This is a genomic window from Sphingopyxis sp. EU05-FHT14B03 (assembly GCF_058790875.1).
Genome location: NZ_JBYTDC010000005.1, coordinates 132,824 through 158,185 on the forward strand (window position 1 = coordinate 132,824; position 25,362 = coordinate 158,185).

The window sequence follows — 25,362 nt, forward strand, 5'->3', positions numbered from 1 at the left end:
ATTCGGTCCATCATCCACGCGATAATCGCGCGTCGCGGGCGAGCGATGCTCGCGGGGCGCGGCGCCGGCGTCTAGCGTCGGCCTTTGGGGCGCAAGGCGCCCGATTGGCGCGAAGAGGAGATGGACATGTCGGCGCAGACGATTGCCGCGCTTTGGGATCGCGAGATGATCCGCGATTGCCTGTTTCGTTATTGCCGCGGGATCGACCGGTGCGACGAGGCGATGTTGCGGTCGGCCTGCTGGCCCGGCGGCACCGACGATCATGGCGCCTATAATGGTACGACCGACGGCTTTGTCGACTGGGCGCTACAGTCGTTGCCGCTGATCGAACGCGGTATCCACCAGATTCACAATATCCTGATCGAACTGCGCGGGGACGAGGCCGCCGTCGAAAGCTATTTCACCGCGTTGCAGCGCCAGCCGGGCGGCGAAGGCGGGCTGGTCGAACTGTATATGGCGGGGCGCTATGTCGATCGCTTCGAAAAGCGCCGTGACGAATGGCGAGTCGCCGACCGCGTCGTCGTCTTCGACTGGGTCGACGAACGCCCGGCGCCCGACAAGAGCGAGGCCGAGCGGTTTGCGCACCGCAAATCGGTCGGGCGCCCGTGGCCCGACGATCCGGTCTACAAGCTGTTCGGCACGGGTGCGAAGGGAGAGGCATGATGGGGATCGAGACGCTGGCGTGGGAGCCGCTGTTCGTGATGCGGCTGAACGTCGCCTATGATCAGGCGCAGCCAATCGGCGGCGAAGGCCGGATGGGGATTTTTCCGGTACATGGCGGAACGTTCGAGGGACCGCGGCTGCGCGGGCGGGTGATGCCCGACGGCGCCGACTGGGTGACCTGGCGCGGTGACGGCACGATGATCATCGATGTGCGCACCTCGCTCGAAACCGACGACGGCGCGCGGATCGCGATGCACTACACCGGGCTGATGGCGCCGACCTCGCCCGAGGCGGAGGCGCGTTTCGCGCGGCGCGAGCCGGGGCCTTATGAGGATCTCTATCTGCGCACGACGCCGCGCTTCGTCACCGGCCACCCCGATTATGACTGGCTCAACCGGACCGTCGCCGTCGCCAATGGCATGCGCACCGACGACGGTCCGATGTATCACGTCTTCGCGATCAGCTGACCGCGTCCGCTGCCGCGGCGAAATGATCGCCGTGGCGCTTGCGGAGTTCGGTCTTGAGCAGCTTGCCCGTCGCGGTGTGCGGCAATTCCTCGACGAAAATTACGTCGTCGGGTAGCCACCAGCGCGCGACCTTGTCGGCGAGATGCGCCATGACCTCTTCCTTCGTGCAGGTTTCGCCGGGGTGGAGTTGGACGAGCAGCAGCGGGCGTTCCTGCCATTTGGGATGCGCGACGCCGATCACCGCCGCCTCGGCGACTTTCGGATGCGCGACGGCGGCATTTTCGAGATCGATCGAACTGATCCATTCGCCGCCCGACTTGATGACGTCCTTGGCGCGGTCGGTGATCTGCAGGAAACCGTCAGGGTCGATCTTCGCGACGTCGCCGGTGTCGAACCAGCCGCCTGAGTCGAGCGCGCTGCCCGCTGGCTGGCCGTGATAGGCATTGAGCACCCACGGACCACGGACCTTGAGCAGTCCCGCGGCTTCGCCGTCGCGCGGTAGTTCCTTGCCGTCCTCGTCCTCGATCCGCAATTCGATGCCGAACACCGAGCGGCCCTGCAGCGCGCGCAGGTCGATCTGAGCCTCTTCGCCCAGATCTTCATGGTGCGCGAGAGGGCGGCACACGGTGGCGACGGGGCTGGTCTCGGTCATCCCCCATGCCTGCATCGTCTCGACCCCGAGCAGGGTGCTGAAGCGTTCGATCAGCGAGCGCGGGGTGGCGGCACCGCCGGTGAAGATGCGGTCGAGCTTGAGCGCCTGCCGATCCTCGATCGCGCGTTCGCGTTCGAGATGGTCGAGAAAGGCGAACCAGATCGTCGGCACGCCGAGCGAGAAGGTCACGCCTTCGTCGCGCATCAGCTCGTAGAGCGAGACGGGATCGAGCGCCGAGCCGGGCAGCACCAGCTTCGATCCCGCCATCGCCGCCGAATAGGGGATACCCCACGCGTTGACGTGGAAGAGCGGGGTGACGACGAGGATCGAGTCCGCGGCGCCGAGTGACATGCTGTCGTTCGCGAGCGCGCTCATCGCGTGAAGCACGGTCGAGCGGTGACTGTAGAGGACGCCCTTCGGGTTGCCCGTCGTCCCGCTGGTATAGCAAAGCGCGCTGGCGCTGTTCTCGTCGATATCGGGCCATGCGGCGATCGCGCTCGGGCCACCGATCAGGCTCTGATAGGATATCGGATCGGCGATGCGCGTTTCGGGCATGTCGGCCTGATCGGCGAGGACGATTACACGTTCGATCTTCGGCAGGTCGGCGAGCAGCGGTTCGACGACCGGCAGCAGGTCGGCGTCGACGCACAGGATGCGGGCGCCGCCATGGTCGATGATGTAACGAATCTGCTCGGGGAAGAGACGCGGGTTGACGGTGTGGAGAACCATCCCCGCGCCGCTGACGCCATAATAGAGTTCGAGATGCGGCAGGCGGTTCCATGCCAGCGTCGCGACCCGGTCGCCGGGCTGGAGGCCGAGGTCGACAAGGCCCGCCGCGATGTGGCGCGCGTGGCGTTCGACCGTCCGCCAGTTCGAGCGGGTGAGCGCGCCATCGGCGCCGCGCGAGACAATTTCACGCCGCGGATGGTTGGTCGCCGCATGGCGGATCAGCATCGCCGTCGTCAGCTGCTGCGCCTGCATCAGGCCGTTCATCAACTCTCTCCCTTTCGATCCCTTGATTGCCGCGACGATTGCCCAGACCGCGAGCGGCGCGAAGCGCGGCGACCGGCGCACCTCGACAATCACATTTGGGAAAGTCGCACGATCCCGCCCCGCTAGCGCGCCAGCCGCGCGTTGCTGCGGCTAGGTCCGTCGCAATCGATGGGAGATGCGATCATGAATCTGGACCTGGCACCCGCAGACCGGGCGTTTCAGCAGGAGCTACGCGAGTTTTTCGCGAACTCGATTCCCGAGGAGTGGAAAAAGACCGTCCGCGCCGGGCTGCGCCTGTCGCCCGACAATCTGGTCGCCTATCAGCGCCGCCTCGCCGATCGCGGCTGGGGTGCGCCGACCTGGCCGAAGCAATATGGCGGCACCGGCTGGACGCCGCAGCAGCTTCACATCTTCTGGTCGGAGGCGTCGGCGGCCGATGCGCCCGCGCAGTTCCACCAGGGGCTCGAACTGATCGGTCCGATCATCTTCACCTATGGCAGCCAGGCGCAGAAAGACTTCTATCTGCCGCGGATCATCAGCGGCGAGGATTGGTGGTGTCAGGGCTATTCGGAGCCGGGGGCGGGGTCGGACCTTGCGGCGCTGCGTACGCGTGCCGATCGCGAAGGCGATGAGTATGTGATCAACGGACACAAGATGTGGACGAGCTATGCGCATGTCGCCGACCGCATGTTCGTGCTCGCGCGCACGTCGAACGAGGGGCGGCGTCAGCAGGGCATTTCGCTGATGCTCGTCGACATGGACACGCCCGGTATCCGGGTGAGTCCGATCCACACGCTCGATGAGAAGCATCACACCAATGAGGTGTTCCTCGACGACGTCCGCATTCCCGCCGCCAATGTCGTCGGCGAGGAGGGCATGGGCTGGAATTACGGCAAGGTGCTGCTCGACCGCGAGCGCATGGTCGCCGCGGCGACCGCGATGTTCCTGCCGCAGACGCTGCGCGCGGTGCGCGAGGCCGCGACGCGTCGCAAGACCGCGCACGGCCTGCTGATCGACAAGCCCGAGTTCAAGGCGAAACTGGCGCAGGTCGAGATCGAGGCACTGGCGGTGCAGGCGATGGTGTTGCGGCTGATGGCCGATGCCGCGGCGGGCGCCGACTCCGGGCCGCGCGGATCGATGGTCAAGCTGCGCTGGTCCGAACTGACGCAGCAGGCGACCGCTTTGTGGGTCGAGACGCTGGGACCGAAGGCACAGCATTTCGCGGCGCTCGACGATGCGAGCGTGCTGCCCGAGGATATGCCCTTCGCGCTGAAAGGCGCGCTCTATGCGCGTGTCACCACCATTTACGGCGGGTCGAGCGAGATCCAGCGCAACATCATCGCGCGCCGCGCGCTCGGGCTTTGAGGGAGATTAGCGATGCAGTTCGCCTTTAACGACGAGCAGCAAATGCTGCGCGACAGCGCCGAACGCTTCGGTGCGGAGGAATGGAATGCCGCCGAGCGGTTGAAGCGGCTGGCGGAAGTTGGCGAAGGTGCCGCGCAGCGTTGGGGCAAGATGGCCGAGCTGGGGTGGCTGATGCTGCCGATCGCCGAGGAAGACGGCGGGCTCGGCGGCGGGCCGGTCGAGGTGATGGCGATCATGGAAGCTGTCGGCCGGCACCTGATGACCGATGCCTATGTCAGCCATTGCGTGCTGCCGGCGGCGCTGATCGCGGGCGGGGGCGAGCATTGCGCGGCGCTGCTCGAGCAGATCGGAGCGGGGCAGGTGTGCATCGCCGCGGCGCTGGTCGAAGAGGAAGGATTTGATATTGCGGCCATTTCGACTCATGTGGTTGCTGACGGTGATGGCTTCAGGCTGACGGGGGCCAAGGCGCATGTCGAGGATGGCGCCGACGCCGACTGGTATCTGGTGTCGGCGCGTAACGCCGGAACTTCGGGCGAGCGCGACGGCGTCGGCCTGTTCCTGGTCCCCGCGAGCGCCGAAGGGCTGAGCGTCCAGCGCTTCCGTGCGGTCGACAGCCATCGCCATTGCAGCCTCGAACTCGAAGGTGTCGCGGGCATTCCGGTCGGCGCGATCGGTGAGGCGGCGGGCCGCATCGAGGCCGCGCTCGACCTTGCGATCGTCGCGCACCTCGCCGAAGCGGTGGGGTCGATGGAGGCGGCGGTCGAAGCGACGCTCGACTATGTGCGGACGCGCCAGCAGTTCGGGGCGCCGATCGGCAGCTTCCAGGTCGTCCAGCACAAGGTCGTCGACATGAGCGTCGCGTGCGAGGAAGCGCGCGCGCTGATGATGGTCGCGGCGTCGCAGCTCGCGGGCGGGGGCGACGCGAGGTCGCTCATCGCGGCGGCGAAGGTCCGCGTCGCGCAATGCGGTATCGCGGTGGCGCAGCAGGCGGTGCAGCTCCACGGCGGGGTGGGGACGAGCGAGGAACTGATCGTCAGCCATCATTTGCGCCGCCAGATGATGCTCGACCTGGCGCATGGGGATCGTGATTATCACAAGGCGCGGTTTGCGGAGATGACGCGCTAGCGCGCGATGACATGAGATTGAATCGTCATTGCGAGGAACGAAGCGACGCGGCAATCCAGAGTGGCGTAATCCGCTCTGGATTGCTTCGCTGCGCTCGCAATGACGAGGTGTATTAATCCAATGTCATCAATATTCTAGGCGCCCTGCTTCGCCTCGTCGGCCTCGATCCGGCGCCCCGCCAGCCAGAACAGCAGCGACCCGATCGCGAGCGGCAGCGCGACGAGCGCCATCGCTACGCGCAGGCCTTGTTCGCTACCCAGCGACGGGGCGAGCAGGTCGCTCGCGATGCCGACGAACAGCGGCCCCAGCGCGAGGCCGATCGCATTGGTCACGAACAATTGCACCGCCGCCGCCATCGCGCGGACGCGCGCGGGGACGAGCGTCTGCACCGAGGCGAAGACCGAGCCATAGTTGAGCGCGTGGACGAAGATCGCACCGCTCAAAAAGGCGAAGGACAAAGACACGGTCGGGGCGAGCGCGGCGCCCGCGAACAGCGGCGCCGCGATGACGAGCGAGGTCGACGGCACCAGCGTATAACCCCTGATCCCGCGCCGTGCCGCGCGGTCGGCGAGTTGGCCGCCGACGAAGGTGCCGACCATGCCGACGAGCCCGACGATCAGGCCGAGGCTGAGGCCGAGGAAGACCGTCGGCGGCACGCCCCAGCCCGCCGCCATCGCGTCGATCCCGGCCACATGGGTGCGCATGTAAAGCGAGCCGAAGAAGGACGCCTGACCATAATAGCCGAAGGCCCCCATCGCGGTGCCGAAGGAGATCAGCCAGAAGCTCGGCAGGCGGCGCAAGGTCGCGAGCACCTGGCTTAGCGGCATATGCGGGACCGCCGTTTGTGTCGTGATCGCACGCTTGCGCGGCTCGTCGAGGGTGAACCAGACGATGAGCGCGAGCAGGATGCCGGGCACGCCGGCGATCAGGAAGGCCGCGCGCCAGCCCAGCGTCGCGAGCAGGATGCCGCCGAGGACGAGCCCCGCGAGCGAACCGACGGGCACCCCCAGCGAATAGAGCGCGAGCGCGCGGCCGCGTTGTTCGCGCGGGACATAGTCGGTGATCAGGCTGTGCGCGGCGGGGGTGCAGCCCGCCTCGCCGACCCCGACGCCGATGCGCGCGAGCAGCAATTCGCTGAAGTTGCGCGCGAGGCCGCAGAGCGCGGTGAAGCCGCTCCACACCGCGAGCGCGACGGCGATCATGCCGACGCGGTTGCCGCGATCGGCGATGCGCGCGAGCGGGATGCCGAGCAGGGTGTAGAAGAGCGCGAAGGCGAGGCCGCTGATCATCCCGATCTGCCAGTCGGCGAGCCCGAGGTCGGCCTTCATCGGCTCGACGAGGATGGTCACGATCTGGCGGTCGAGCATGTTGAAGGCGTAAACCGTCATCAGCAGGAACAGCGCGCCATAGGGCATGGACGCAGGGCGGGCCGTGTCGGGGGTGATCGTGTCGCTGGTCATCGGCCTCTCCATGGCGGGCGCTTTGCCCGTTCTTCGCAGGCGCCACTCTAGGCTTAGGCTGGCAAGACGACCGGGCGAGAGCGCGAAGGTTGGCCATTATCCCCATGCTGATTTGTCACCCCGCGCGCGCATCGCGCTCGCCGAGGTGTCGTGCGGCGCGCAGACGGGCGGGCGAGGAGAAGCAGCCATGGCCTTCGCAACGAACGGTGCCGTCACCATCCATTATGAGCGCATGGCGGCGGGCGATGGCCCGGTGGTGATCCTGCTGGCGGGAGCGGGGCGCCCGTCGACCGATTTCGATTATGGCTTTTGCGCGCCGCTGGTCGCGGCGGGTTTCGTGCCGATCCGCATCGACAGCCGCGATACCGGACGTTCGACCGCGCTGGTCGATGATGTGCCCGACCTGCATGCGGTCAAGGCCGCGGCGCTGGGGCAGGGCGATGCGCCGCCGCCTTATGGCATCGCCGATATGGCGGCCGATGTGCTTGCGGTGATGGAAGCCGAGAAGATCGGTGCGGTGCATCTGGTCGGACGCTCGATCGGCGGGCTGGTCGCGCAGCAACTGGCGGTGCAGGCGCCCGGGCGCGTGCTCAGCCTGTCGCTGGTGATGGCGATGAGCCGGTCGATGGCCGACGCGGTTCCCGATGCCGCGCTCGACCGGCTTGCCGCCGACCATATCCCCGACGAGAATAGCTATGTCGCGCGCCAGCTCGGCGTCGCGCAGGCGAACGGCATGGCGGCGGATTTCGACGCGGGGCGCGTTGCCGAGGAGGCGCGGACAGCCTGGCGCCACGGCGTGCATCGCGGCGGCACCGCACGCCATTTCGCTGCCAGCCTTGCGGCGCCCGACCTGCGCCCCGCGCTCGGCGCGCTGCGCGTGCCGACGCTGATCCTCCATGGCCGCCACGACAAGGTCATTCCGGTCGCGCGCGCGCTCGAGACGGCGGAGGCCATATCGGGTGCGATCATCGAGATCGACGAGCAGATGGCGCATGACGGGCCGCCGCGGCTGCGCGCCGCCTGGGGGGCGCGGATCGCCGCGCATCTGGCGGGTTTGCCACCCATGTCCTGAGCTTCACCGGATATCACATATGTGATATGACCGATCGAAGTCACGCTTTTGCCCGTCCGGCGGAGGCGGGCCGCTATCGTGCGCGCAGCAGAGACCGCCCGCAAGGCGGCAGATTGACCGGCCACAGATGGCTTCAGCGCTGTCGTTGTTGGGGTGGAGAGATGAAGAGAAAACCCGTCAAATCTGCATCGCGCACCTTTGAAGTGCTCGAACTGTTCCGCGACCGCCGCGAGCCGTTGCGGCTCAACGAGATTTATTCGGCGCTCGGCTATCCGCAGTCGAGCACGACCAACCTGCTCAAAAGCATGGTGATCGAAGGCTATCTCAACTATAATCGCAAGACGCGGACCTATCTGCCGACGCTGCAGGTCGCCTCGCTCGGCAGCTGGCTTTACGGCCATGTCGCTTATGGAAACGGCTATAACTGGCTGATCGACGAGCTGTTCCGCAAGACCGAAGAAACGGTCGTCCTGGTCACCCAGAACGACCTGTTCATCCAATATGTGACGATGCGCACCCCCGACCATCCGCACAAGCGCCCGCCCAATCCGGGCGAGATGCGGCTGATGCTCGACGCGACTGCGGGCATGGCGCTGATGAGCCGGATGCGCGACCGCGAGATCGACAAAATCTATCGTTATTCCAACTATTACGAGCTCAATCCCGACAAGGCGATCACGCTGGAGGATGTGATGAGCCGGATCCGCTGGATCCGCCACACCGGCTATTGTTACTGGCCCGAACATCCGGTGCCGGGGATCGCATCGATCGCGATGCCGCTGGGCAACAGCAGCCATGGCATCCCGCTGGTGATCGGGATCGGCGGCACGACCGAAAGGCTGTCGCCGCGCCGCGCCGAGTTCGTCGAGATCATGCGCGAGACGATCGCCGAATTCCACCATCGCTTCCCGCAGGATTATCGCGGCGATGACAGCTCCGACGAGAGTGAGGAATTCGCCATCGCGGCGGAATGAACAATCGCATCTGAAATAAGCGGCGGCGCCGGACCGACCGGCGCCGCGCGTTCGCGTGCAGCGGCTATCCTCTGCCGTCACAAGAGGAGAAGATCATGCCCGTCGCCATCGACCTGTTGCCCGCCGGCGTCGCCGGACTGGGCGAAAGCCCACTGTGGGACCATCGCAGCGAGCGGCTGTACTGGGTCGATTCGATCGCGCCCGAAATCCTGTCGAGCGATGCTGAAGGGGGCGATGTGCGCCGCTGGACGCTCGACCAGCCGGTCGGGAGCATCGGGCTGGCATCGGATGGGCTGATCGCTGCGCTGGCCGACGGTTTTTACCGCTTCGACCCCGAAAGCGGGGGCGTGGAGGCGATCGCGCATCCGGTGATGGCGCCCGCGACGCGGCTCAACGACGGCAAGGCCGACCGCCATGGGCGCTTCCTGACCGCGTCGATGCGCACCGGCTATGACGATGATGCGGGGGCGTTGTTTCGGCTCGATGCCGACGGCGGCTGGGCGGAGATCGAACGCGGGGTGGCGATCGGCAATGCGATCAGCTTCTCGCCCGATGGCGAAACGCTCTATTTCGCCGACAGCCTCGACGGGCATTTGCGGCGCTATCGCTATGACGGCGAAAGCGGGGCGATCGGGCCGCGCGAGGATTTGGTCGATTGCCGCGAGCAGGGATCGGGCCCCGATGGCGCGACGGTCGATAGCGAAGGGCGGATCTGGGCGGCGCTGGTGCTGGCGCAGGCGGTCGCCTGCTATGCGCCCGACGGGAAATTGCTGCGCTCGATCCCGGTGCCGCTCCCCTTTCCGTCGTGCCCCGCGTTCGGCGGGCCGGACCTCGATACGCTTTACCTGACGAGCATCGCCAATTCGGGGCACCGGCTGGTGGCCGATCACCCCGATGCCGGGCGGATCACGGCGATCCGCGGTCTCGATGCACGCGGGATTGCCGAGGGGGTTTACGTTTAGGCGCGGTTTGAACCGTAGCCCTGAGTCTGTCGAAGGGCGTCTGTCAGAGAAACGCCCTTCGACAGACTCAGGGCTACGGCGACATTTTCAGCGCAGGGCGATCGAGATGCCGCCGTCGACGAGCAGCGACTGGCCGGTGACGAAGCCCGCGCGCGTGCTGTCGGCGAAGAAGAGCACCGCCTCGGCGATGTCCGAGGTTTCGCCGAGCCGCCCCAGGGGCGTGCTCGCGACGCGCGCCGCGAAGGTCGCGTCGTCGAGCATCGCGCGCACGCCTTCGGTCGCGACGGTCGAGGGGGCGACGGCGTTGACGCGGATCGCCGAGGGGGCAAGTTCGATCGCCGACGAGCGCGTCATGCCCTCGACCGCCGCCTTGATCCCGCAATAGACCATCGCATTGGGCAGCCCCATGTGCGCCGACACCGAGGCGATGTTGACGATCGACCCGCCGCCACGCGTCCGCATATGCTTCGCCGCGGCCTGGGTGCCCCAGATAATGCCCGCGATGCCGACCCCGAGCATCTTGTCGAGGCTTTCGGCGTCGATGCCGTCGATCGGCGAATATTTGGTCCACATCGCGTTGTTGACGACGATGTCGATGCCGCCGAGGTCGGCCGCCGCGCTGTCGAACGCCTCATGCAGCGCGTCGCGATCGGAGACGTCGCAGCCGAGCGCGACGGCTTTGCCGCCGTCGGCCTCGATTTGCTGGACGAGGTCTTCGGCCCAATGCGCCTTGCGGTCGAGCAGCGCTACGGCCGCGCCATTGGCGGCGAGCTTGAGCGCGATGTCGCGGCCGAGGCCGCGCGATGCGCCGGTGACGAGCGCGACGCGCCCTGCGAGTATCTTGGTCATGGATGGATTGCCCATAAAAATGGAGCCCGCTTTTGGGGCGGGCTCCAGTGGGAGAGAGATCAGAATTTGTAGCCGACTTCGACCCCGTAGACCCTGCCCTTGTTGAGCGGGGAGAAGGTCGAACCGGCGAAGAAGGGCAAAGGTGCCTCGGTGCCGAAGGTCGCTTCGTTGAGCAAATTGTTGCCGTAGACCGAGACTTTGACCCGACCATGGGTGACCGCGAGGCTGGCATCGACCATCGTCGCGGCGCGGAGCAGGCCGGTGTTCTGGTCGTTGTAGAAGGCGGCATCGCGGTGGTTGGCACCGACACGCGCTTCGGCATCGAAATCGCCGCCGACATTGGTGGCATAGGTGATCGAGCCGCCATAGCTCCACGGCGACAGGCGCGGCAATTTCAGGGCGAAATCGCGGTCGTTGATGACGCCGTCGGCGTTGAGATCGAACAGGATTTTTTCGTACTTGCCCTTGGTATAGCCGAACTGGCCGGCGATCGTCAGGCCCGAGACGGGCTTGACCAGCAATTCGCCCTCGAGCCCCTTGATCGACACATCGGCGGCGTTGGTGATGATCTGGAAGTTGCCGAAGGGCGCGAAGGGCGCCTGGAATTCGCGCTGGGTGCCGTTGATGCGGTTGTAGAAGCCGGCGAGATTGATCCGCGCGACATTGCCGAATTCCTGCTTCAGCCCGACTTCATAGGCGTCCTGCTTTTCCTGGTCGAACGGACCCGGCGCGACATTGGGGTTGAGGTTGCGGAAGTTGTAGCCGCCGCTGCGGAAACCCTGTGCGAAGGAGGCGTATAGCAAGGTGTCCTCGGTCGGCTTGAACTGGACGCCGACGCGGGGGGTGAAGCCGCTCCAATTGTCCTTGTCGACGAAGTCGTAGGAACAGCGCAGCGTGTCGAGGTTGCAGCCGCCGACGCCGATCGAGCGGACCTGCACGGCCTTTTCTTCGGCCGAATAGCGCGCGCCGACGCTGACCGTCAGCATGTCGGTGATGTTCCAGTCGACGGTGGCGAACACGCCGCCGGTCTTCTGCTTCTGACGCCCGCCGCCCGAGACGGTGAGCGCGCCGCCCGAGAGCAGGCGCTGTTCGGCGTAGTTGATGTCCTGGTCGAAATAGAAGAGCCCGGTCGTCACGTCGAAGGTGCCGAAGGTGCCCGCGTAGCGCAGCTCGTTGCTGATCTGCCACTGTTCGATATTGTTGCGCGAGTGGAGGCTGGTGACGGGCGAGCCGTCGACGTCGGCGCCGCTGTCGTTGCTGAGCGCGCGGACCGCGGCGATGTTGGTGATCGTGCCGTCACCGAAGGCGGTGTCGATGTTGATCTCGGCGATGCCCTGATCCCAGTCGGTCTTGGTGAAGCCGGCGTAATTCTGGTTCACGCGGAAGCTGTCGCGCGGGAAGAGGCCGTGGTTGGTGACCGCCGGGCCGTCGCCGCGGATGCGGCCATGTTCGTAGCGCAGGATCAGGTCGAAACTGTCGTTGGGCTGGAAGCGGAGGGCAGGGCGGACGATCAGCGTTTCGCTGCCGCCGAGCTTCTTGCCGTCGAAGTCGTTTTTGAACCAGCCGTCGTCGTCATTGTAATAGACCGCGACCTTGCCGCTGAGCACATCGCCGACGAGCGGGCCCGAGACCGAGATGCTGGCGCGCTTTTCGAGGCCGGTCGAGAGGCCCGCCTTGGCGTCGACGCGGAAGCGGTTGGTCGGGGTGGTGGTGCGCAGCAGCACCGCGCCGCCGGTGACGTTGCGGCCGAAGAGCAGGCCCTGCGGCCCGCGCAGCACCTCGACGCCCTCAAGGTCGAAGGTGTCGAAAAGAACGCCGGCGCTGACGCCGAGATAGACGCCGTCGACGAAGACGCCGACGGTCGGGTCGATCGAGGGGATCGAGCTGTTGATGCCGAGGCCGCGGATCGAGAAGTTCGCGTAACCGGGTGTGGTGCCGACGCTTTCGAGCGAGGCGTTGGGGACGGCATAGCTGACGCTGGCGATCGAGCGCGCGTGGATGCTGTCGAGTTCGTTGCTGCCGAAGGCGGTGACCGCGATCGGCACGTCTTGGACATTCTGCGCCGAGCCGCGCTTGGTCGCGGTGACGACGATCGCGGTGAGGCCGCCTTCGTCGGCCTGCGCCTCGTCCTGCGTGACGTCGTCCGATGCGTCCTGCGCGAAGGCGGGGGCCGCGGTCAGGAGGGCGGCGATACCGGCGCCCGCCAAAAATATGCTGTGCTTCTTCATCGTCCACTCCCTGATGAATCGCGCTTTCCTTGTCATCCCTCGATGGCGTTCGCCTCGAAGGGGGTGCGCGGGGTTTTAAAGGTCTTGGTGCAGCCCGTCGGGCAGGTTGCCCGGCCCCGTTCGTGGGTTGCGGGGCGAAGGGCAATGCGGGCGGCCCGGTCGGCGCCGATATCACAAGCGCGATTCCGGAAGCGCGTGTTTCAATCGCGAATGAGATTTTCGACCCGCCCGGCGGCTTTCGCGTCCGGTGGCCGCCGCCCGATGCCATGGAGACGGCAACTGGGAGAAACGGATATGAGCAACATTCGCACCGAAGTCGAAAACCATGTCGCGCTGGTCACGCTCGACAATGCGCCGGTCAACGCCGCCGCGCTCGATATGCTTCAGGAACTGACCGACGTCTTCGACAGCTTCAACGACCGCGACGATGTGCGCGTCGCCGTCCTCACCGGCGCGGGCAAATGCTTCAGCGCCGGTGCCGACCTCAAGAACCGGCCCGACCTGTCGATCCCCGGCAAGCGCTGGAACCGCAACCGCGTCGTCCGCGAGGTCGCTTACTCGATCGCCGATTGCGCCAAGCCCGTCATCGCCGCGGTCAACGGCCCGGCGCTCGGCGCCGGCTTCGGCCTTGCCGCGAGCTGCGACATCATCGTCGCCTCCGAAAATGCGGTCTTCGGCCTGCCCGAGATCGACGTCGGCCTTATGGGCGGCGGCAAGCATACCTCGCGGATCGTCCCGCACTCGCTGGCGCGGCGCATGATGCTCACCGGCTATCGCGCCCCGGCATCCGAAATGTATCGCCGCGGCATCATCGAGGCGTGCCTGCCCGTCGGCGAACTGTTGCCCTATTGCCTGGAGATGGCGGCGGTGATCGCGTCGAAGAGCCCGCTCGCGACGCGCTATGCCAAGGACTCGATGCGCACGATCGAGAATATGACGCTGCGCGACGGCTATATCTATGAGCAAGGCAATACCGCCAAGCTGTCGACCTCCTATGACGCGCAGGAAGCGGTCGCGGCGTTTGTCGAAAAGCGCGCGCCCGTCTTTCAGGGTCGCTGAGCGGAGCCGCCGTCATGGACTGGAATTTCGGCGACCTGCTCGACGCGACCGCGGCGCATGTGCCCGGCGACCGCCCGGCGATCATTCGCGGCGACCATGTCACCAACTGGGCGGATTTCGACGCCCGCACCAACCGGCTGGCGCGCGCGATGCTGGCGGCGGGATTGCCCGCGGGCGCCCGCATCGCGATCCTGGCGCGCAACATCCCCGAGTTCATCGAGATCGCGGCCGCGGCGTTCAAGGCGCGGCTGACCCACGTCAATCTCAACTATCGCTACACGACGTCCGAGATCGAATATGTGCTGCGTGACTGTCAGGCGGCGGGGCTATTCTATCAGGACGAGTTCGGGCCGGTCGTCGCATCGCTGATCGGCGGCGCGATCGACCATCTGACCTATGCCGTGCAGATCGGCAGCGACGGGGCCTATGACGGCATCGTGGCGGAGGGCGACGCGTCGCCGCTGGGCATCGCGCGTTCGCCCGACGACGGCTATTTGCTCTACACTGGCGGCACCACGGGGCGGCCCAAGGGCGTGATGTGGCGTTCGGCCGATGCGCGGCGCTCGCAGCTCGAATCGCCGGTCGCCGTCACCACGCCCGCAAGCATGGACGACCATGTCGCGCAGGTGCTGAAGGATGCGGCAGGCCGCGTCATGCCCGCCTGTCCACTGATGCATGGCGCGGGGCTCAACAGTTCGCTCGCCGAATTGCTCGTCGGCGGCACCGCCGTGCTGCTACCGTCGGACCGCTTCAGCGCCGAGGAATTGTGGAGCGAGGCGGCGCGCCACGGCGTCACCCGCATCCTGATCGTCGGCGACGCCTTTGCCCGCCCGATGGCCGACACATTGCTCGCCAATCCGGGGCGCTGGGATTTGAGCGCGCTGCGGCTGATCTCGTCGGCGGGGCTGATGTGGTCCGAGCAGGTGAAGGGCGCTTTGCTCGAGGCGCTGCCGCAGCTCACTTTGCTCGACATTCTCGGCGCGTCGGAAGCCTCGGGTTTCGGCTATGCGATCACCAACAAGGATCGCGCGACGCCGACCGGGCTGTTCGAGCCGGGGCCGCAGACGGTGATCGTCGATCAGGACGGCACCCGCGTGCTCGGCGACGACGAGGTCGGATCGGGCTGGCTCGCGCGGCGCCCGCCCTTTGGCGCGGGCTATCATGGCGATCCCGAGAAGACCGCGAGCGTCTATCGCATCATCGACGGCCAGCCCTATGCGGTTCCCGGCGACATGGCCGAGCGGCTGCCCGACGGGCGGCTGCGCCTGCTCGGCCGCGGCAGCATGTGCATCAACACCGGCGGCGAAAAGGTCTTTGTCGAAGAGGTCGAGGAGGCGCTGAAGCGCGTCGACGGCATCGCCGACGCGATGGTGTTCGGGCTGCCCGATCCCAAATGGGGCAGCGTCGTCACCGCGCTGGTCGAAGCGGGCGAAGCCCCCGACGACGAGGCGCTGCGCGCCGCGCTGTCGCGCGACCTCGCCGCCTACAAGCAGCCGCGCACCATCATCCGCGTCGCCGTGCTGCCGCGTCATGCGAGCGGCAAGAGCGACTATCGCACGGGGATGGACATCGCGCGCGCGCAGCTCGCCGACGCGGGCTGACCCGCGCCGCACCCGATACAAGAATCCCCGGAAAGACTATCATGCAACAGGCTGAAAATATGAGCGCAACCTCTCCCCGCCGTCTCGACGCGCTGATCATCGGCGCGGGTTTTGGCGGCATGTACGCGCTGCACCGCACGCGCGGCATGGGGCTCGACGTGCATCTGATCGAGGCGGGCGACGATGTCGGTGGCACCTGGTACTGGAACCGCTATCCCGGCGCGCGCTGCGACGTGATGAGCATCGATTACAGCTACTCCTTTTCGGACGAGATCCAGCAGGAGTGGACGTGGAGCGAGCAGTTCGCGGCGCAGCCCGAAATCCTCTCCTACGCGCGCTTCGTCGCCGACAAGCTCGACCTGAAGCGCGACATCAGCTTCGAGACGCGCGCGACCGCGGTGCAATATGACGAAGAGGCTGCGCTGTGGCGCATCGAGACCGATTGCGGGGTCGTCTACGAAGCGAATTATTGCCTGATGGCGACGGGGCCGCTGTCGGTGCCCAAGCAGGTCGACATTCCCGGCGCCGCGAAGTTCAAGGGCGAGCTCTATCTGTCGGGCAAATGGCCGCACCACGACGTCGACCTCAAGGGCAAACGCGTCGCGGTGATCGGCACCGGATCGTCGGGCATCCAGATCGTGCCCGTCGTCGCCGAACAGGCCGCGCATCTTACCGTCTATCAGCGCACGCCGAGCTTCACTTTGCCGATGCGCAACCGCAAACTCGACGCGGATTATGTCGCGCATATCAAGGCGCATTATCCGGGGCTGCGCGCCGCGGCGCGCCACTCGCTGACCGGCGGCGTCCGCCCGATCACCCACCGCCCGGTGTTCAGCGTGACCCCGGCCGAATCAGAAAAGCTGATGGAGGACGCCTGGCAGCACAGCGGACTGTCGTTCCTCGGCTTGTTCTCCGACCTGCTGACCAACCGCGAGGCGAACGAGGTCGTGGCGGAATTCGTGCGCGGCAAGATCGCCGAGACGGTGAACGACCCCGAAACGGCGCGCAAGCTGACCCCGCGCGGCTACCCGATCTTCGCGCGGCGCCCATGCCTCGATACCGGCTATTATGAGGCGTATAACCGCGACAATGTGACGCTGAAGGATTGCCTCGAGCATCCGATCGTCGAGATCACCGAAAAGGGCATCCGCACCGCCGAAGGCGAGGTCGAGGTCGAAATCATCATCGCCGCGATCGGTTACGACGCGCTGACCGGCGCGATGCTGTCGATCGACATCAAGGGCAAGGACGGCCGCGCGCTCAGGGACAAATGGGCCGACGGCGGGCGCTCGCACCTCGGCCTGATGATCGAGGGTTTTCCGAACCTGTTCGTCATCGCCGGGCCGAACGGTCCCTCGGCGCTCGCCAATTTCATCATTCTGAACGAGCAGAATGTCGACTGGGTGTGCGACTGCATCACCCATATGCGCAGCGAGGGCATAAGGTCGATCGAGGCGAATGCCGACGCCGAGGATGGCTGGATGCAGAAGGTGACGACGCTCGGCTCGCTGTCGCTCTATCCGACCGCCAACACCTGGTACACCGGCGCCAATGTGCCGGGCAAGCCGCGCACATTCCCGGTTTATATCGGCGGGCTTGGCCGCTACCGCGAAATCTGCGCCGATGCGGCCGCCGAGGGTTATCGGGGCTTCACGCTGCGATAACCGGCGCCCTGCGTCCCCGTCTGGAAAGGTCCCTCCTGTTTGTCCGATCGGCTGTTCGAACCGCTGTCGCTCTCGCGCGGTCCCGCGATGAAAAACCGCTTCATGCTCGCGCCGCTGACCAACCGGCAGAGCCATGCCGACGGCCGTTTGTCGGACGCCGAGCATAAGTGGCTGGAGATGCGCGCCGCGGGCGGGTTCGGGCTGACGATGACGGCGGCAGCGCATGTGCAGCCGGTGGGGCAGGGCTTCACCGGGCAGCTCGGCGTTTTCGGCGAGGAGCATGTGGCGGGACTGACGGTGCTCGCTGACGCGATCCGGGCGAAGGGTTCGCTATCGTCGGTGCAATTGCACCATGCCGGCAGCCGCGCCGACACGGTGCTGGTGGACGTGCCGGTCGCGCCCTCCGAGGTGCCCGACCGCGGCGTGCGCGCGCTGACCGAGGCCGAGGTCGCGGCGCTGCGCGACGATTTTATCGCGGGCGCGGTGCGCGCCGATCGTGCGGGGTTCGACGGCGTCGAGATTCACGGCGCCCATGGCTATATCCTCGCGGAGTTCCTCTCGGCAGCCTCCAACAGCCGCACCGACGATTACGGCGGCAGCTTGGAAAACCGCGCGCGCATCATCTTGGAGATCGTCGACGGCATCCGCGCCGCGACCCGGCCCGATTTCCAGCTCGGCCTGCGCCTGTCGCCCGAACGCTTCGGGCTGGTGCTCGAGGAAATCCGCGATGTGGCGGTGGAAGTCATGGCCGGGGGCAAGATCGATTATCTCGACATGTCGCTGTGGGATGCCCGCAAGGAACCCGAGGACGACAGGCTGAAAGGGCGATCGCTGCTGAGCTATTTCGCCGAATTGCCGCGCGGCCCGGTCCGCCTCGGTGCCGCGGGCAAGGTGATGACCGCCGAAGACGCGCGCGATGTGCTCGACGCCGGTTGCGATTTCGTCGTCATCGGACGCGCCGCCATCCTGCGCCACGACTTCCCCGAGCGCGTTCGCCGCGACCCGGCCTATCGCTCGCCGCCGCTGCCCGCGTCGGTGCCGCACCTGCTCGGCGAAGGGCTGAGCGACGAATTCGTCCATTATATGCGGCGCTGGCCGGGATTCGTCGAAGAGGAAGTGGCGGGATAATCCCCGCAGGCGAATGACTCGCCGCTCCCATTTTTGCTGATGTCCTGCCGTCGGTCCCCGCGATACTCTCCCCTTCAAAATCACAAGAGGAGGATGCGATGGATCTGGGTCTCAAGGGCAAGAAAGTCATCATGAACGGCGGCGCGCACGGCCTGGGGCTGGCGTCGCTCAAGATTTTCGCGGCCGAGGGCGCTGATGTCGCCTTTTTCTCGCGCGACGCCGAGAAGGTCGCGGCGGCGGTCGCGGCGATCGATGCCGCGGGGCCCGGCAAGGTGTTCGGCGAGCAGTTCGACATGACCGGCAATCCCGATGGCTATCGCGCCTGGCTGGAGAAGGCGCGCGATACGCTCGGCGGCTGCGACATCTTCATCCATACCGCGAGCTCGTCGGGGCAGGGTGCGACCGGCGACTGGCAGCGCGGACTCGACATGGACGTGATGGGCGCGGTCCACGGGGTCGAAGTGCTGACCGAGGCGCTCGCGGCGTCGGGGTCGGGGTCGATCATCTTCATGTCGTCGACCGCCGCGGTCGAGACCTTCATCGTGCCGCAGGCGTTCAACGCGCTGAAGGCGGCGCTGATCACCTATGGCTCGCAGCTGAGCCAGTCGCTCGCGGCGCAGAATATCCGCGTCAACATCGTGTCGCCCGGCGCGATCTATTATCCCGGCGGCAATTGGGAAGTCATCAAGTCGGCGGTGCCGGCGCTCTATGAAGGCACGCTGGCGCAAATGCCGATGGGCCGCTTCGGCGAACCCGAGGAAGTGGCGAAGGGGATCGTGTTCATGGCGTCGCCCGCCTGTCCGTACATGACCGGCGCGCATCTCGTCATCGACGGCGGTTTCACCAAACGCGTCCAGTTCTGAGGGGCGCGCAATGAAGCTTTACCAGTCGCTCGGCCCCAATCCGCGCGTGGTGCTGATGTACCTTGCCGAGACGGGGGTCGCGGTCGAACGCCGGTTCGTCGACATCATGACGGCCGAAAACCGCCAACCCGATTTCTGCGCGAAAAGTCCGCTCGGGCACACGCCCTTGCTCGAACTCGACGATGGGCAGTGTATCGCCGAGAGCATTGCGATCTGCGAATATCTTGACGAGACGCTGGGCGGTCATGCGCTGCTGGGCGCGACAGCCGAGGAACGCGGGCGGACGCGGATGCTGGTGCGGATCGTCGACCAGCTTGTCGTCGTGCCGATGACCGCGGGCTTTCGCGGTGCCGAGGGGTTGCCGATGTTTCAGAGTCGGCTGCTCTGCCTGCCCGACGCGGCGGCGGACCTGAAGCGGCTCGCCGCCGATGGGCTGGCGCAGCTCGACCGGATCGTCGGGGCGGGGCCGTGGCTCGCGGGCGAGCGGTTCAGCCTTGCCGACATCTTGCTTTACAGCTTCGTCGAGTTCGGCGCGATGGTCGGGCAGCCGCTCGATCCGGCGCTGACCAATCTTGCTGCCTGGCGCGACCGTGTTGCGGCGCGCCCCAGCGCTGCCGCCAGCGCCAACCCCCAATATGGCATCGGAGAATTCGCATGACCGAGACGATCGATCGCGACAAGCTGCGCGATATCTACACCCGCACGATGCGCGTCGCGCGCGCCGACGAGAAATTCCGTTCGCTGCTGATGACCGGCAAGCTCGCGGTGATCTATTACACCGTGCGCGGCCAGGAACTGGTGTCGGCGGCGGCGATGGCGGCGCTCGAACAGGACGATTATCTCGTCACCACCTATCGCGGCCAGCACGACCAGATCGCCAAGGGCGTGCCGCTGAACCCGCTGTTCGCCGAGATCGCGGGCAAGGTCGGCGGCACCTGCCGCGGCAAGGGCGGGTCGATGCACATCACCCATCCGGACTCGGGGGTGATGGTGACGACGGGTGTCGTCGGATCGGGATTGCCGATCGCCAACGGCCTCGCGCTCGCGTCGCAGAACCGTGGCGACGGCAAGGTGACGATCGTCTGTTTCGGCGATGGCGCGACCAATATCGGCGCCTTTCACGAGGCGATGAACATGGCGCAGCTGTGGAAGCTGCCGGTGATCTTCCTGTGCCAGAACAATCGTTACGGCGAGCACACCGCGTTCGCCGACCACACCAAGGTCGATTCGATCGTCACCCGCGCCAAGGCCTATGGGATGGCGGGCGTGAAGGTCGACGGCAACGACGCGATCCTCATGTACAACACCACCAAGGCCGCGGTCGACCGCGCGCGCGCGGGCGAGGGGCCGACGCTGATCGAGGCGATGTGCTACCGGATGATGGGGCATTTCTTCGGCGCCGACTTCTCGTACATGCCGAAGGAGCATCTCGCCGAGATGGCGGCGGAGGACCCGCTGCCGCGGCTCCGCCAGTTGATGCTCGACCACCAGTTTTCGGAGGCCGAGCTCGACGCGATCGTCGCCGATCTCGACGCGCAGATGGACGCCGCCGCCGAGTTCGCGGCGAACAGCCCGCTGCCGGGGCCGGAGGAAATCCGCAAGGATGTCTTCGAAGAGGAGATTGCGGCATGAGCGCGCAGATCACAGTAACGCAGGCGATCAACCGCGCGATCGACGAGGCGATGGCCGAGGATGAAGGCGTGATCCTGCTCGGCGAGGATGTCGCCGCGAAGCAGGGCGGCGGGGTGTTCAAGATATCGGCGGGGCTGACCGAGAAATATGGCGAGAACCGCGTCCGCGCGACGCCGATTTCGGAGCAGGCGATCGTCGGCGCGTGCGTCGGCGCGGCGCTTGCGGGCTTCCGCCCGATCGCCGAGATCATGCTGATGAACTTCGTGACGGTCGCGATGGACCAGATCGTCAACCATGCCGCCAAGCTGCGCTTCATGTCGGGCGGGCAGACGCATGTGCCGCTGGTGCTGCGCACCACGACCGGCGTCGGGGTCGGGTTCGGCGGGCAGCATAGCGATATGCTCGAGGCGTGGTTCGCGCATGTGCCGGGGCTGAAGGTGGTGACCCCATCGAACGCTGCCGATGCGCAGGGGCTGATGCGCGCCGCGATCGCGTGCAACGACCCGGTGATCTTCATCGAGAATATCCTCTGTTACGGTCTGAAATCCGACGATCCGGGCGCCAATCACTTCGTTCCGCTCGGCAAGGCGGCGGTGACGCGCGAGGGCAGCGACTGTTCGATCATCACCTATGGTCGCACCGTGCTCGACGCGCTTGAAATCGCCGAGCGTCTGGCGGGCGAGGGCATTTCGGTCGAGGTGATCGATCTGCGCACCATCGCGCCGTATGACGAGGCGACGGTCACGGCGTCGGTCGAAAAGACCGGCCGCGCGCTCGTGCTCCACGAAGCGGTGAAGCAATATGGCACCGGCGCCGAGATCGCCTCGCGGCTCAATGAAAAGCTGTTCGGCAAGCTGAAGGCGCCGGTGACGCGCATCGGCGGGGCGTTTTCGGCGGTGCCGATGGCGAATGCGCTCGAACAGGCGTGGATCCCGAACAAGGATAAGATCGCCGATGCGGTACGCGCCGCGATGAACTGGAAAGGCTGAGGCGATGGCGGAGGAATTGCGCATCCCGAAGGTCGGCATGTCGGCGACCGAAATGACGCTGAACGAATGGATGTTCGGCGACGGCGAGCGCGTCGAGGTTGGCGACATCCTCTATACCGTCGAAACCGACAAGACGACGGTCGAGGTCGAGGCGCAGGTCGCGGGGATCATCCGCCCGATCGGTGTCGAGGGCGAAGTCTATCCGGTCGGCGCGCTGGTCGGGACGATCGAATGACCCCGCTCGAAGCCAGCAAGGCGATGTACGACGCGGTGCACGCAGGCGATTGGAATGCGGTCGCCGATTTCATGGCCGAGGATTTCGTCATCCATGAACCCACGTCGCTGCCCTATGGCGGCGAATGGCGCGGGCGCGATGCGCTGCAACGGCTCTACACGCATGTCATGGGTTATTGGGACGATCCGGTGGTCAAATGGCAGGAACTGGTCGGGGGCGAAAAATATGCCGTCGCCTTGCTCCACTTCACCGTGACCGCGAAATCGAGCGGCAAGCGCTTCGAGACGCATATCGCCGAGGTCACCGCGTTCGACGACGCCGGCAAGATGGCGTCGATGCGTATCCATTATTTCGACACGGCCGACATAGTCGGCCAATTGAAGGCATAAGCCATGGCCGAAGCGCCGCATGTCATCGTCCTCGGTACCGGCGGCGCGGGGTTCACCGCCGCGATTGCAGCGCATGATGCCGGCGCGCGGGTGTCGCTGTTCGAAAAGGGCGATCAGGTCGGGGGAACGACCGCCTGGTCGGGCGGAATGATCTGGGTTCCGAACAACCATCATGAGGCGACGCTGGGGGTCGAGGACAGCCGCGACAAGGCGCTGACCTATCTGATGTCGATGTCGCATGGGCTGATGCAGCAGCCTCTGGTCGAGGCGTTTCTCGACCACGGGCCGGAGATGGTCGCGTTCCTCGAGGCGAACACCCCGGTGCAGTTCCGGCCGATCCCCGAATTTCCCGACTATCACGCCGAGTTTCCGGGCGGGATGCCGAATGGCGGGCGGTCGCTCGATTGCCCGCTCTATTCGTTTCACGAACTGGGCGAGTGGGCGGAGAAGGTGACGCTCTCACCCTATTATCCGATGCCCCATTTCTCGATCTACGACACGCCGCTCGGGCAGGCGAAGCCGCAGCCGCTGACGCCCGAGGAGTTGCAGCGCCGGATCGACGGCGACCTGCGCGGCAGTGGACAGGCGCTGGTCGGGCGGCTCTTGCGCGCGTGCCTCGACCGCGGGATCGAGCCGCAGACCGGGCATCGCGCGGTGCGTTTGCTGATGGACGGCGAGCGGGTCGTCGGGGTGCTATTCGAAACCGCCGACGGCGAGGTCGAGGTCGCGGCCGATGCGGTGATCCTCGCCACCGGCGGCTTCGAATGGGACGCCGACCTCCTCCGCGCCTTCATCCGCGGCCCGATGACGCATCCGCTGAGCCCGAAGACGAACACCGGCGACGGGCTCAAGATGGCGATGCGCGTCGGCGCGATGCTCGGCAATATGCGCGAAGCGTGGTGGATGCCGGTCGCCGAGGTGCCCGAGAGCGAAAGTTCGACCGGCAAGACCCTAGTCGCGGGGCAGCGCAGCCTGCCGCATTCGATCATGGTCAACCGCGCGGGGCGGCGCTTCACCAACGAGGCGGCGAATTACAATGCGATCGGCGCGGCGTTCCACGATCAGGACGTCAGCGCGTTCGATTACAAGAACCTGCCGTGCTGGCTGATCTACGACCAGCAATATATCGACCGCTTTGGTTTCGGGATGATCAGCGGCGAGCGCGGCGTCGCGCCGCCGCAATGGGCGATGCGCGCCGAGAGTCTGTCCGAACTGGCGGCGCGGCTGGAGATCGACCCCGACGCGCTCGAAGCGACGGTCGAGCGGTTCAATGGTCATTGTGCGACGGGTCGTGATCCCGATTTCGGGCGCGGCGATGCGGCGCACGACCAATGGTGGGGCGACCCCGACGGGCGCGGCTCGACCGCCGCGACGCTCGGGCCGATCGGCCAGGGCCCCTTCTTCGCGGTAGAGATCAAGAGCGGGGCGCTAGGCACCAAGGGTGGGCCGCAGACTGATGTCCATGGACAGGTGCTGAGCGTCGATGGCGGGCCGATTGTGGGGCTTTACGCCGCGGGCAATGTCATGGCCTCGGCGATGGGCATGACTTACGGCGGCCCGGGTGGAACGATCGCGCCTGGCATGGTGTTCGGCTTCCTCGCCGGGCGCCACGCAGCGACCGTGTCGGCGAAGCAATTGGAGGGCGTGGCATGAAGAAAATCATCGTCCTCGGCGCGCCCGCCGATCAGGGGATTCCCTTGCTGACGGCGCTCAAGGCGAGAGGCTTCGAACCGACCGCTGGCGTGCGGCGGCCGGGCGCGATGGCGACGACGCCGCATTCCGATGTACCCGAGGTCGCGGCCGACCTGTACGACGTCGCGAGCCTGACCGCCGCCTTTCGCGGCCAGGATGCGCTGGCGATGCATTTGCCGTTCGAATTCGACCGCGACCGCGCCGCGACGATGGGGCGCAATATCGCCGAGGCCGCGCGGGCGGCGGGGCTGGGGAAGATCGTCTTCAACACCAGCTGCTTCGTTGCCGACCATGATCTGGGCCTGTCGGCGCACGACGGGCGGCGCGACATCGAGCGCGCGATCCACGACAGCGGCGTGCCCTATGTGATCATCGAACCGATGGTGTTCATGGACAATATCGCGCGCATCTGGTCGCGCCCGGCGATCGTCAACAGCGGCGTGTTCGCCTATCCGGCGGCCGAGACGCTGAAGATCAGCTGGGTCTGCCTGGAGGATGTCGCGGCCTATATGGTGTCGGCATTGCTCCACGAGGATCTGGTCGCCGACCGGATCGCGGTGGGCGGACCCGAGGCGCTGGTCGGTGGCCAAGTGGCCGAGCGGCTGAGCGTCGCGGCGGGGCGCCCGGTGCGCTTCCAAAGCCTGTCGCCCGACGAATTCGCGGCGCGGATGAGCGAACTCGTCACCGGCTCGCGCGAGGTCCAGCCGGCGAGCATTTATGACGGGATGGCCAAATTCTATCGCTGGTACAACGACCAGCCGGTGTCGCCGGTCGCGCTCGATGCGGTGCCGGCGGCGCGGCTGCTCGGGGTGACGCCGACGCCGTTCGCGGAGTGGGCGGCGCGGCAGGACTGGTCGGCGGTGAAGGCGTAGTTCCGCTTTTTTTTTTGCGATTGGATCTCTTGCAAATTCAAGGAACGACTGTTTTCGACCGGTTGCGGACGCTCAGTATGCTGGCAAGGTTTTGGCATCGGCAACAGCGTCTTCACCCGCCTGAATGTCGAGAGAATGCACCTCCCAACAGGCGTCGAACCCACGCGCCAATGCGGTTTGTCTCAATTCCGGGAAATCGTCCTTCAACAATGCCAGGAACATCGACCAATGGGCTGCGCTCAACTCTGCTCGCCCAGGGGCGCAGTGTCGATCGGGATGGCCCTGCCGAACGGAATATATGGAGCCGAAATCATCTGGTTCGGTAAATTCTGCCATAATCTCTCGGAAAGCCGGGGTAGGCAGGTAAACCAGATAAGCTGTACCGATCAACGTCATGCGCCAGCTTAGATTTAGAAGTGTCCGGTTTC

The 25,362-nt window shown here is 66.2% G+C and carries 24 protein-coding genes; 19 read left to right on the forward strand and 5 right to left on the reverse strand.

From position 1 onward, the window contains the following. Positions 1-126 precede the first annotated feature (126 nt). The gene (locus tag AC3WS4_RS23655) at positions 127-663 is read left to right on the forward strand and encodes a nuclear transport factor 2 family protein (RefSeq protein WP_492740677.1); all 537 of its coding nucleotides are present in this window, start codon (positions 127-129) and stop codon (positions 661-663) included. Next, a complete protein-coding gene (locus tag AC3WS4_RS23660) occupies positions 663-1,130 on the forward strand; it encodes a DUF3237 domain-containing protein (protein WP_492743028.1) in 468 nt (155 codons plus the stop codon). Before AC3WS4_RS23655 ends, AC3WS4_RS23660 begins: the two co-directional genes overlap by 1 nt. Here AC3WS4_RS23660 and AC3WS4_RS23665 read toward each other — a convergent pair. Further along, entirely contained in the window at positions 1,123-2,775 is a 1,653-nt protein-coding gene (locus tag AC3WS4_RS23665; protein WP_492740675.1) for a long-chain fatty acid--CoA ligase, read from the reverse strand. The genes AC3WS4_RS23660 and AC3WS4_RS23665 overlap by 8 nt on opposite strands. Positions 2,776-2,958: 183 nt before the next feature. On the opposite strand from AC3WS4_RS23665, the gene AC3WS4_RS23670 reads away from it, so the two are divergent. Together AC3WS4_RS23670 and AC3WS4_RS23675 are read left to right on the forward strand one after the other, a co-directional pair. Next, a complete protein-coding gene (locus tag AC3WS4_RS23670) occupies positions 2,959-4,140 on the forward strand; it encodes an acyl-CoA dehydrogenase family protein (protein WP_492740674.1) in 1,182 nt (393 codons plus the stop codon). A gap of 12 nt (positions 4,141-4,152) precedes the next feature. After that, positions 4,153-5,265, forward strand: coding sequence for an acyl-CoA dehydrogenase family protein (locus AC3WS4_RS23675; protein WP_492740673.1), 1,113 nt, complete (start codon positions 4,153-4,155; stop codon positions 5,263-5,265). Between the two features lie 134 nt (positions 5,266-5,399). On the opposite strand, the gene AC3WS4_RS23680 is transcribed toward AC3WS4_RS23675, so the two are convergent. Then, on the reverse strand, positions 5,400-6,725 hold the full coding sequence (locus tag AC3WS4_RS23680; RefSeq protein WP_492740672.1) for a spinster family MFS transporter: 1,326 nt from the start codon (positions 6,723-6,725) through the stop codon (positions 5,400-5,402). Positions 6,726-6,912: 187 nt separating this feature from the next. Between AC3WS4_RS23680 and AC3WS4_RS23685 the strand changes: the two genes are divergently transcribed. The 3 genes from AC3WS4_RS23685 (at position 6,913) to AC3WS4_RS23695 (ending at position 9,733) form a co-directional block, all read left to right on the forward strand. Further along, entirely contained in the window at positions 6,913-7,797 is an 885-nt protein-coding gene (locus AC3WS4_RS23685) for an alpha/beta fold hydrolase (protein WP_492740671.1), read from the forward strand. A 161-nt stretch (positions 7,798-7,958) separates the two neighbouring features. Continuing rightward, entirely contained in the window at positions 7,959-8,771 is an 813-nt protein-coding gene (locus tag AC3WS4_RS23690; RefSeq protein ID WP_187140389.1) for an IclR family transcriptional regulator, read from the forward strand. 95 nt (positions 8,772-8,866) lie between these two features. After that, complete coding sequence (locus AC3WS4_RS23695) at positions 8,867-9,733, forward strand: SMP-30/gluconolactonase/LRE family protein (RefSeq protein WP_492740669.1); 867 nt, start codon at positions 8,867-8,869, stop codon at positions 9,731-9,733. A gap of 87 nt (positions 9,734-9,820) precedes the next feature. Here AC3WS4_RS23695 and AC3WS4_RS23700 read toward each other — a convergent pair whose 3' ends face one another. Then, on the reverse strand, positions 9,821-10,582 hold the full coding sequence (locus AC3WS4_RS23700) for an SDR family NAD(P)-dependent oxidoreductase (RefSeq protein WP_492740668.1): 762 nt from the start codon (positions 10,580-10,582) through the stop codon (positions 9,821-9,823). A 59-nt stretch (positions 10,583-10,641) separates the two neighbouring features. After that, positions 10,642-12,810, reverse strand: a complete 2,169-nt coding sequence (locus AC3WS4_RS23705) for a TonB-dependent receptor (RefSeq protein WP_492740667.1) — start codon at positions 12,808-12,810, stop codon at positions 10,642-10,644. Positions 12,811-13,104: 294 nt separating this feature from the next. Here AC3WS4_RS23705 and AC3WS4_RS23710 point away from each other — a divergent pair, with 294 nt between their 5' ends. From AC3WS4_RS23710 to AC3WS4_RS23765, 12 genes are all read left to right on the forward strand, one after another. Continuing rightward, on the forward strand, positions 13,105-13,869 hold the full coding sequence (locus AC3WS4_RS23710; RefSeq protein ID WP_492740666.1) for an enoyl-CoA hydratase/isomerase family protein: 765 nt from the start codon (positions 13,105-13,107) through the stop codon (positions 13,867-13,869). A gap of 14 nt (positions 13,870-13,883) precedes the next feature. After that, positions 13,884-15,470: an AMP-binding protein gene (locus tag AC3WS4_RS23715; protein ID WP_492740665.1), complete on the forward strand. Its 1,587-nt coding sequence runs from the start codon at positions 13,884-13,886 to the stop codon at positions 15,468-15,470. A gap of 59 nt (positions 15,471-15,529) precedes the next feature. Next, the gene (locus AC3WS4_RS23720) at positions 15,530-17,134 is read left to right on the forward strand and encodes a flavin-containing monooxygenase (protein ID WP_492740664.1); all 1,605 of its coding nucleotides are present in this window, start codon (positions 15,530-15,532) and stop codon (positions 17,132-17,134) included. A 39-nt stretch (positions 17,135-17,173) separates the two neighbouring features. Continuing rightward, positions 17,174-18,262 carry an NADH:flavin oxidoreductase gene (locus AC3WS4_RS23725; RefSeq protein ID WP_492740663.1) on the forward strand — a complete coding sequence of 363 codons (1,089 nt, stop codon included), beginning with the start codon at positions 17,174-17,176 and terminating at the stop codon, positions 18,260-18,262. Between the two features lie 98 nt (positions 18,263-18,360). Then, positions 18,361-19,125 (forward strand): SDR family NAD(P)-dependent oxidoreductase, encoded by a 765-nt coding sequence (locus tag AC3WS4_RS23730; RefSeq protein ID WP_492740661.1) that lies wholly within the window; start codon positions 18,361-18,363, stop codon positions 19,123-19,125. A gap of 10 nt (positions 19,126-19,135) precedes the next feature. Beyond that, complete coding sequence (locus AC3WS4_RS23735; protein ID WP_492740660.1) at positions 19,136-19,783, forward strand: glutathione S-transferase family protein; 648 nt, start codon at positions 19,136-19,138, stop codon at positions 19,781-19,783. Further along, a complete protein-coding gene (locus tag AC3WS4_RS23740) occupies positions 19,780-20,757 on the forward strand; it encodes a thiamine pyrophosphate-dependent dehydrogenase E1 component subunit alpha (protein ID WP_492740659.1) in 978 nt (325 codons plus the stop codon). Before AC3WS4_RS23735 ends, AC3WS4_RS23740 begins: the two co-directional genes overlap by 4 nt. After that, positions 20,754-21,746: an alpha-ketoacid dehydrogenase subunit beta gene (locus tag AC3WS4_RS23745; RefSeq protein WP_492740658.1), complete on the forward strand. Its 993-nt coding sequence runs from the start codon at positions 20,754-20,756 to the stop codon at positions 21,744-21,746. Before AC3WS4_RS23740 ends, AC3WS4_RS23745 begins: the two co-directional genes overlap by 4 nt. Positions 21,747-21,750: 4 nt before the next feature. Continuing rightward, positions 21,751-21,981 (forward strand): biotin/lipoyl-containing protein, encoded by a 231-nt coding sequence (locus AC3WS4_RS23750; RefSeq protein WP_056350414.1) that lies wholly within the window; start codon positions 21,751-21,753, stop codon positions 21,979-21,981. Next, positions 21,978-22,370, forward strand: coding sequence for a nuclear transport factor 2 family protein (locus AC3WS4_RS23755; protein WP_492740657.1), 393 nt, complete (start codon positions 21,978-21,980; stop codon positions 22,368-22,370). The genes AC3WS4_RS23750 and AC3WS4_RS23755 overlap by 4 nt, the downstream gene beginning before the upstream one ends. A gap of 3 nt (positions 22,371-22,373) precedes the next feature. Then, a complete protein-coding gene (locus AC3WS4_RS23760) occupies positions 22,374-24,023 on the forward strand; it encodes an FAD-dependent oxidoreductase (protein WP_492740656.1) in 1,650 nt (549 codons plus the stop codon). Beyond that, on the forward strand, positions 24,020-24,934 hold the full coding sequence (locus AC3WS4_RS23765) for an SDR family oxidoreductase (protein ID WP_492740655.1): 915 nt from the start codon (positions 24,020-24,022) through the stop codon (positions 24,932-24,934). The genes AC3WS4_RS23760 and AC3WS4_RS23765 overlap by 4 nt, the downstream gene beginning before the upstream one ends. A 72-nt stretch (positions 24,935-25,006) precedes the next feature. Here the strand turns inward: AC3WS4_RS23765 and AC3WS4_RS23770 are convergent, their stop codons facing one another. Then, on the reverse strand, positions 25,007-25,330 hold the full coding sequence (locus AC3WS4_RS23770) for a hypothetical protein (RefSeq protein WP_492740654.1): 324 nt from the start codon (positions 25,328-25,330) through the stop codon (positions 25,007-25,009). Positions 25,331-25,362: the final 32 nt, after the last annotated feature.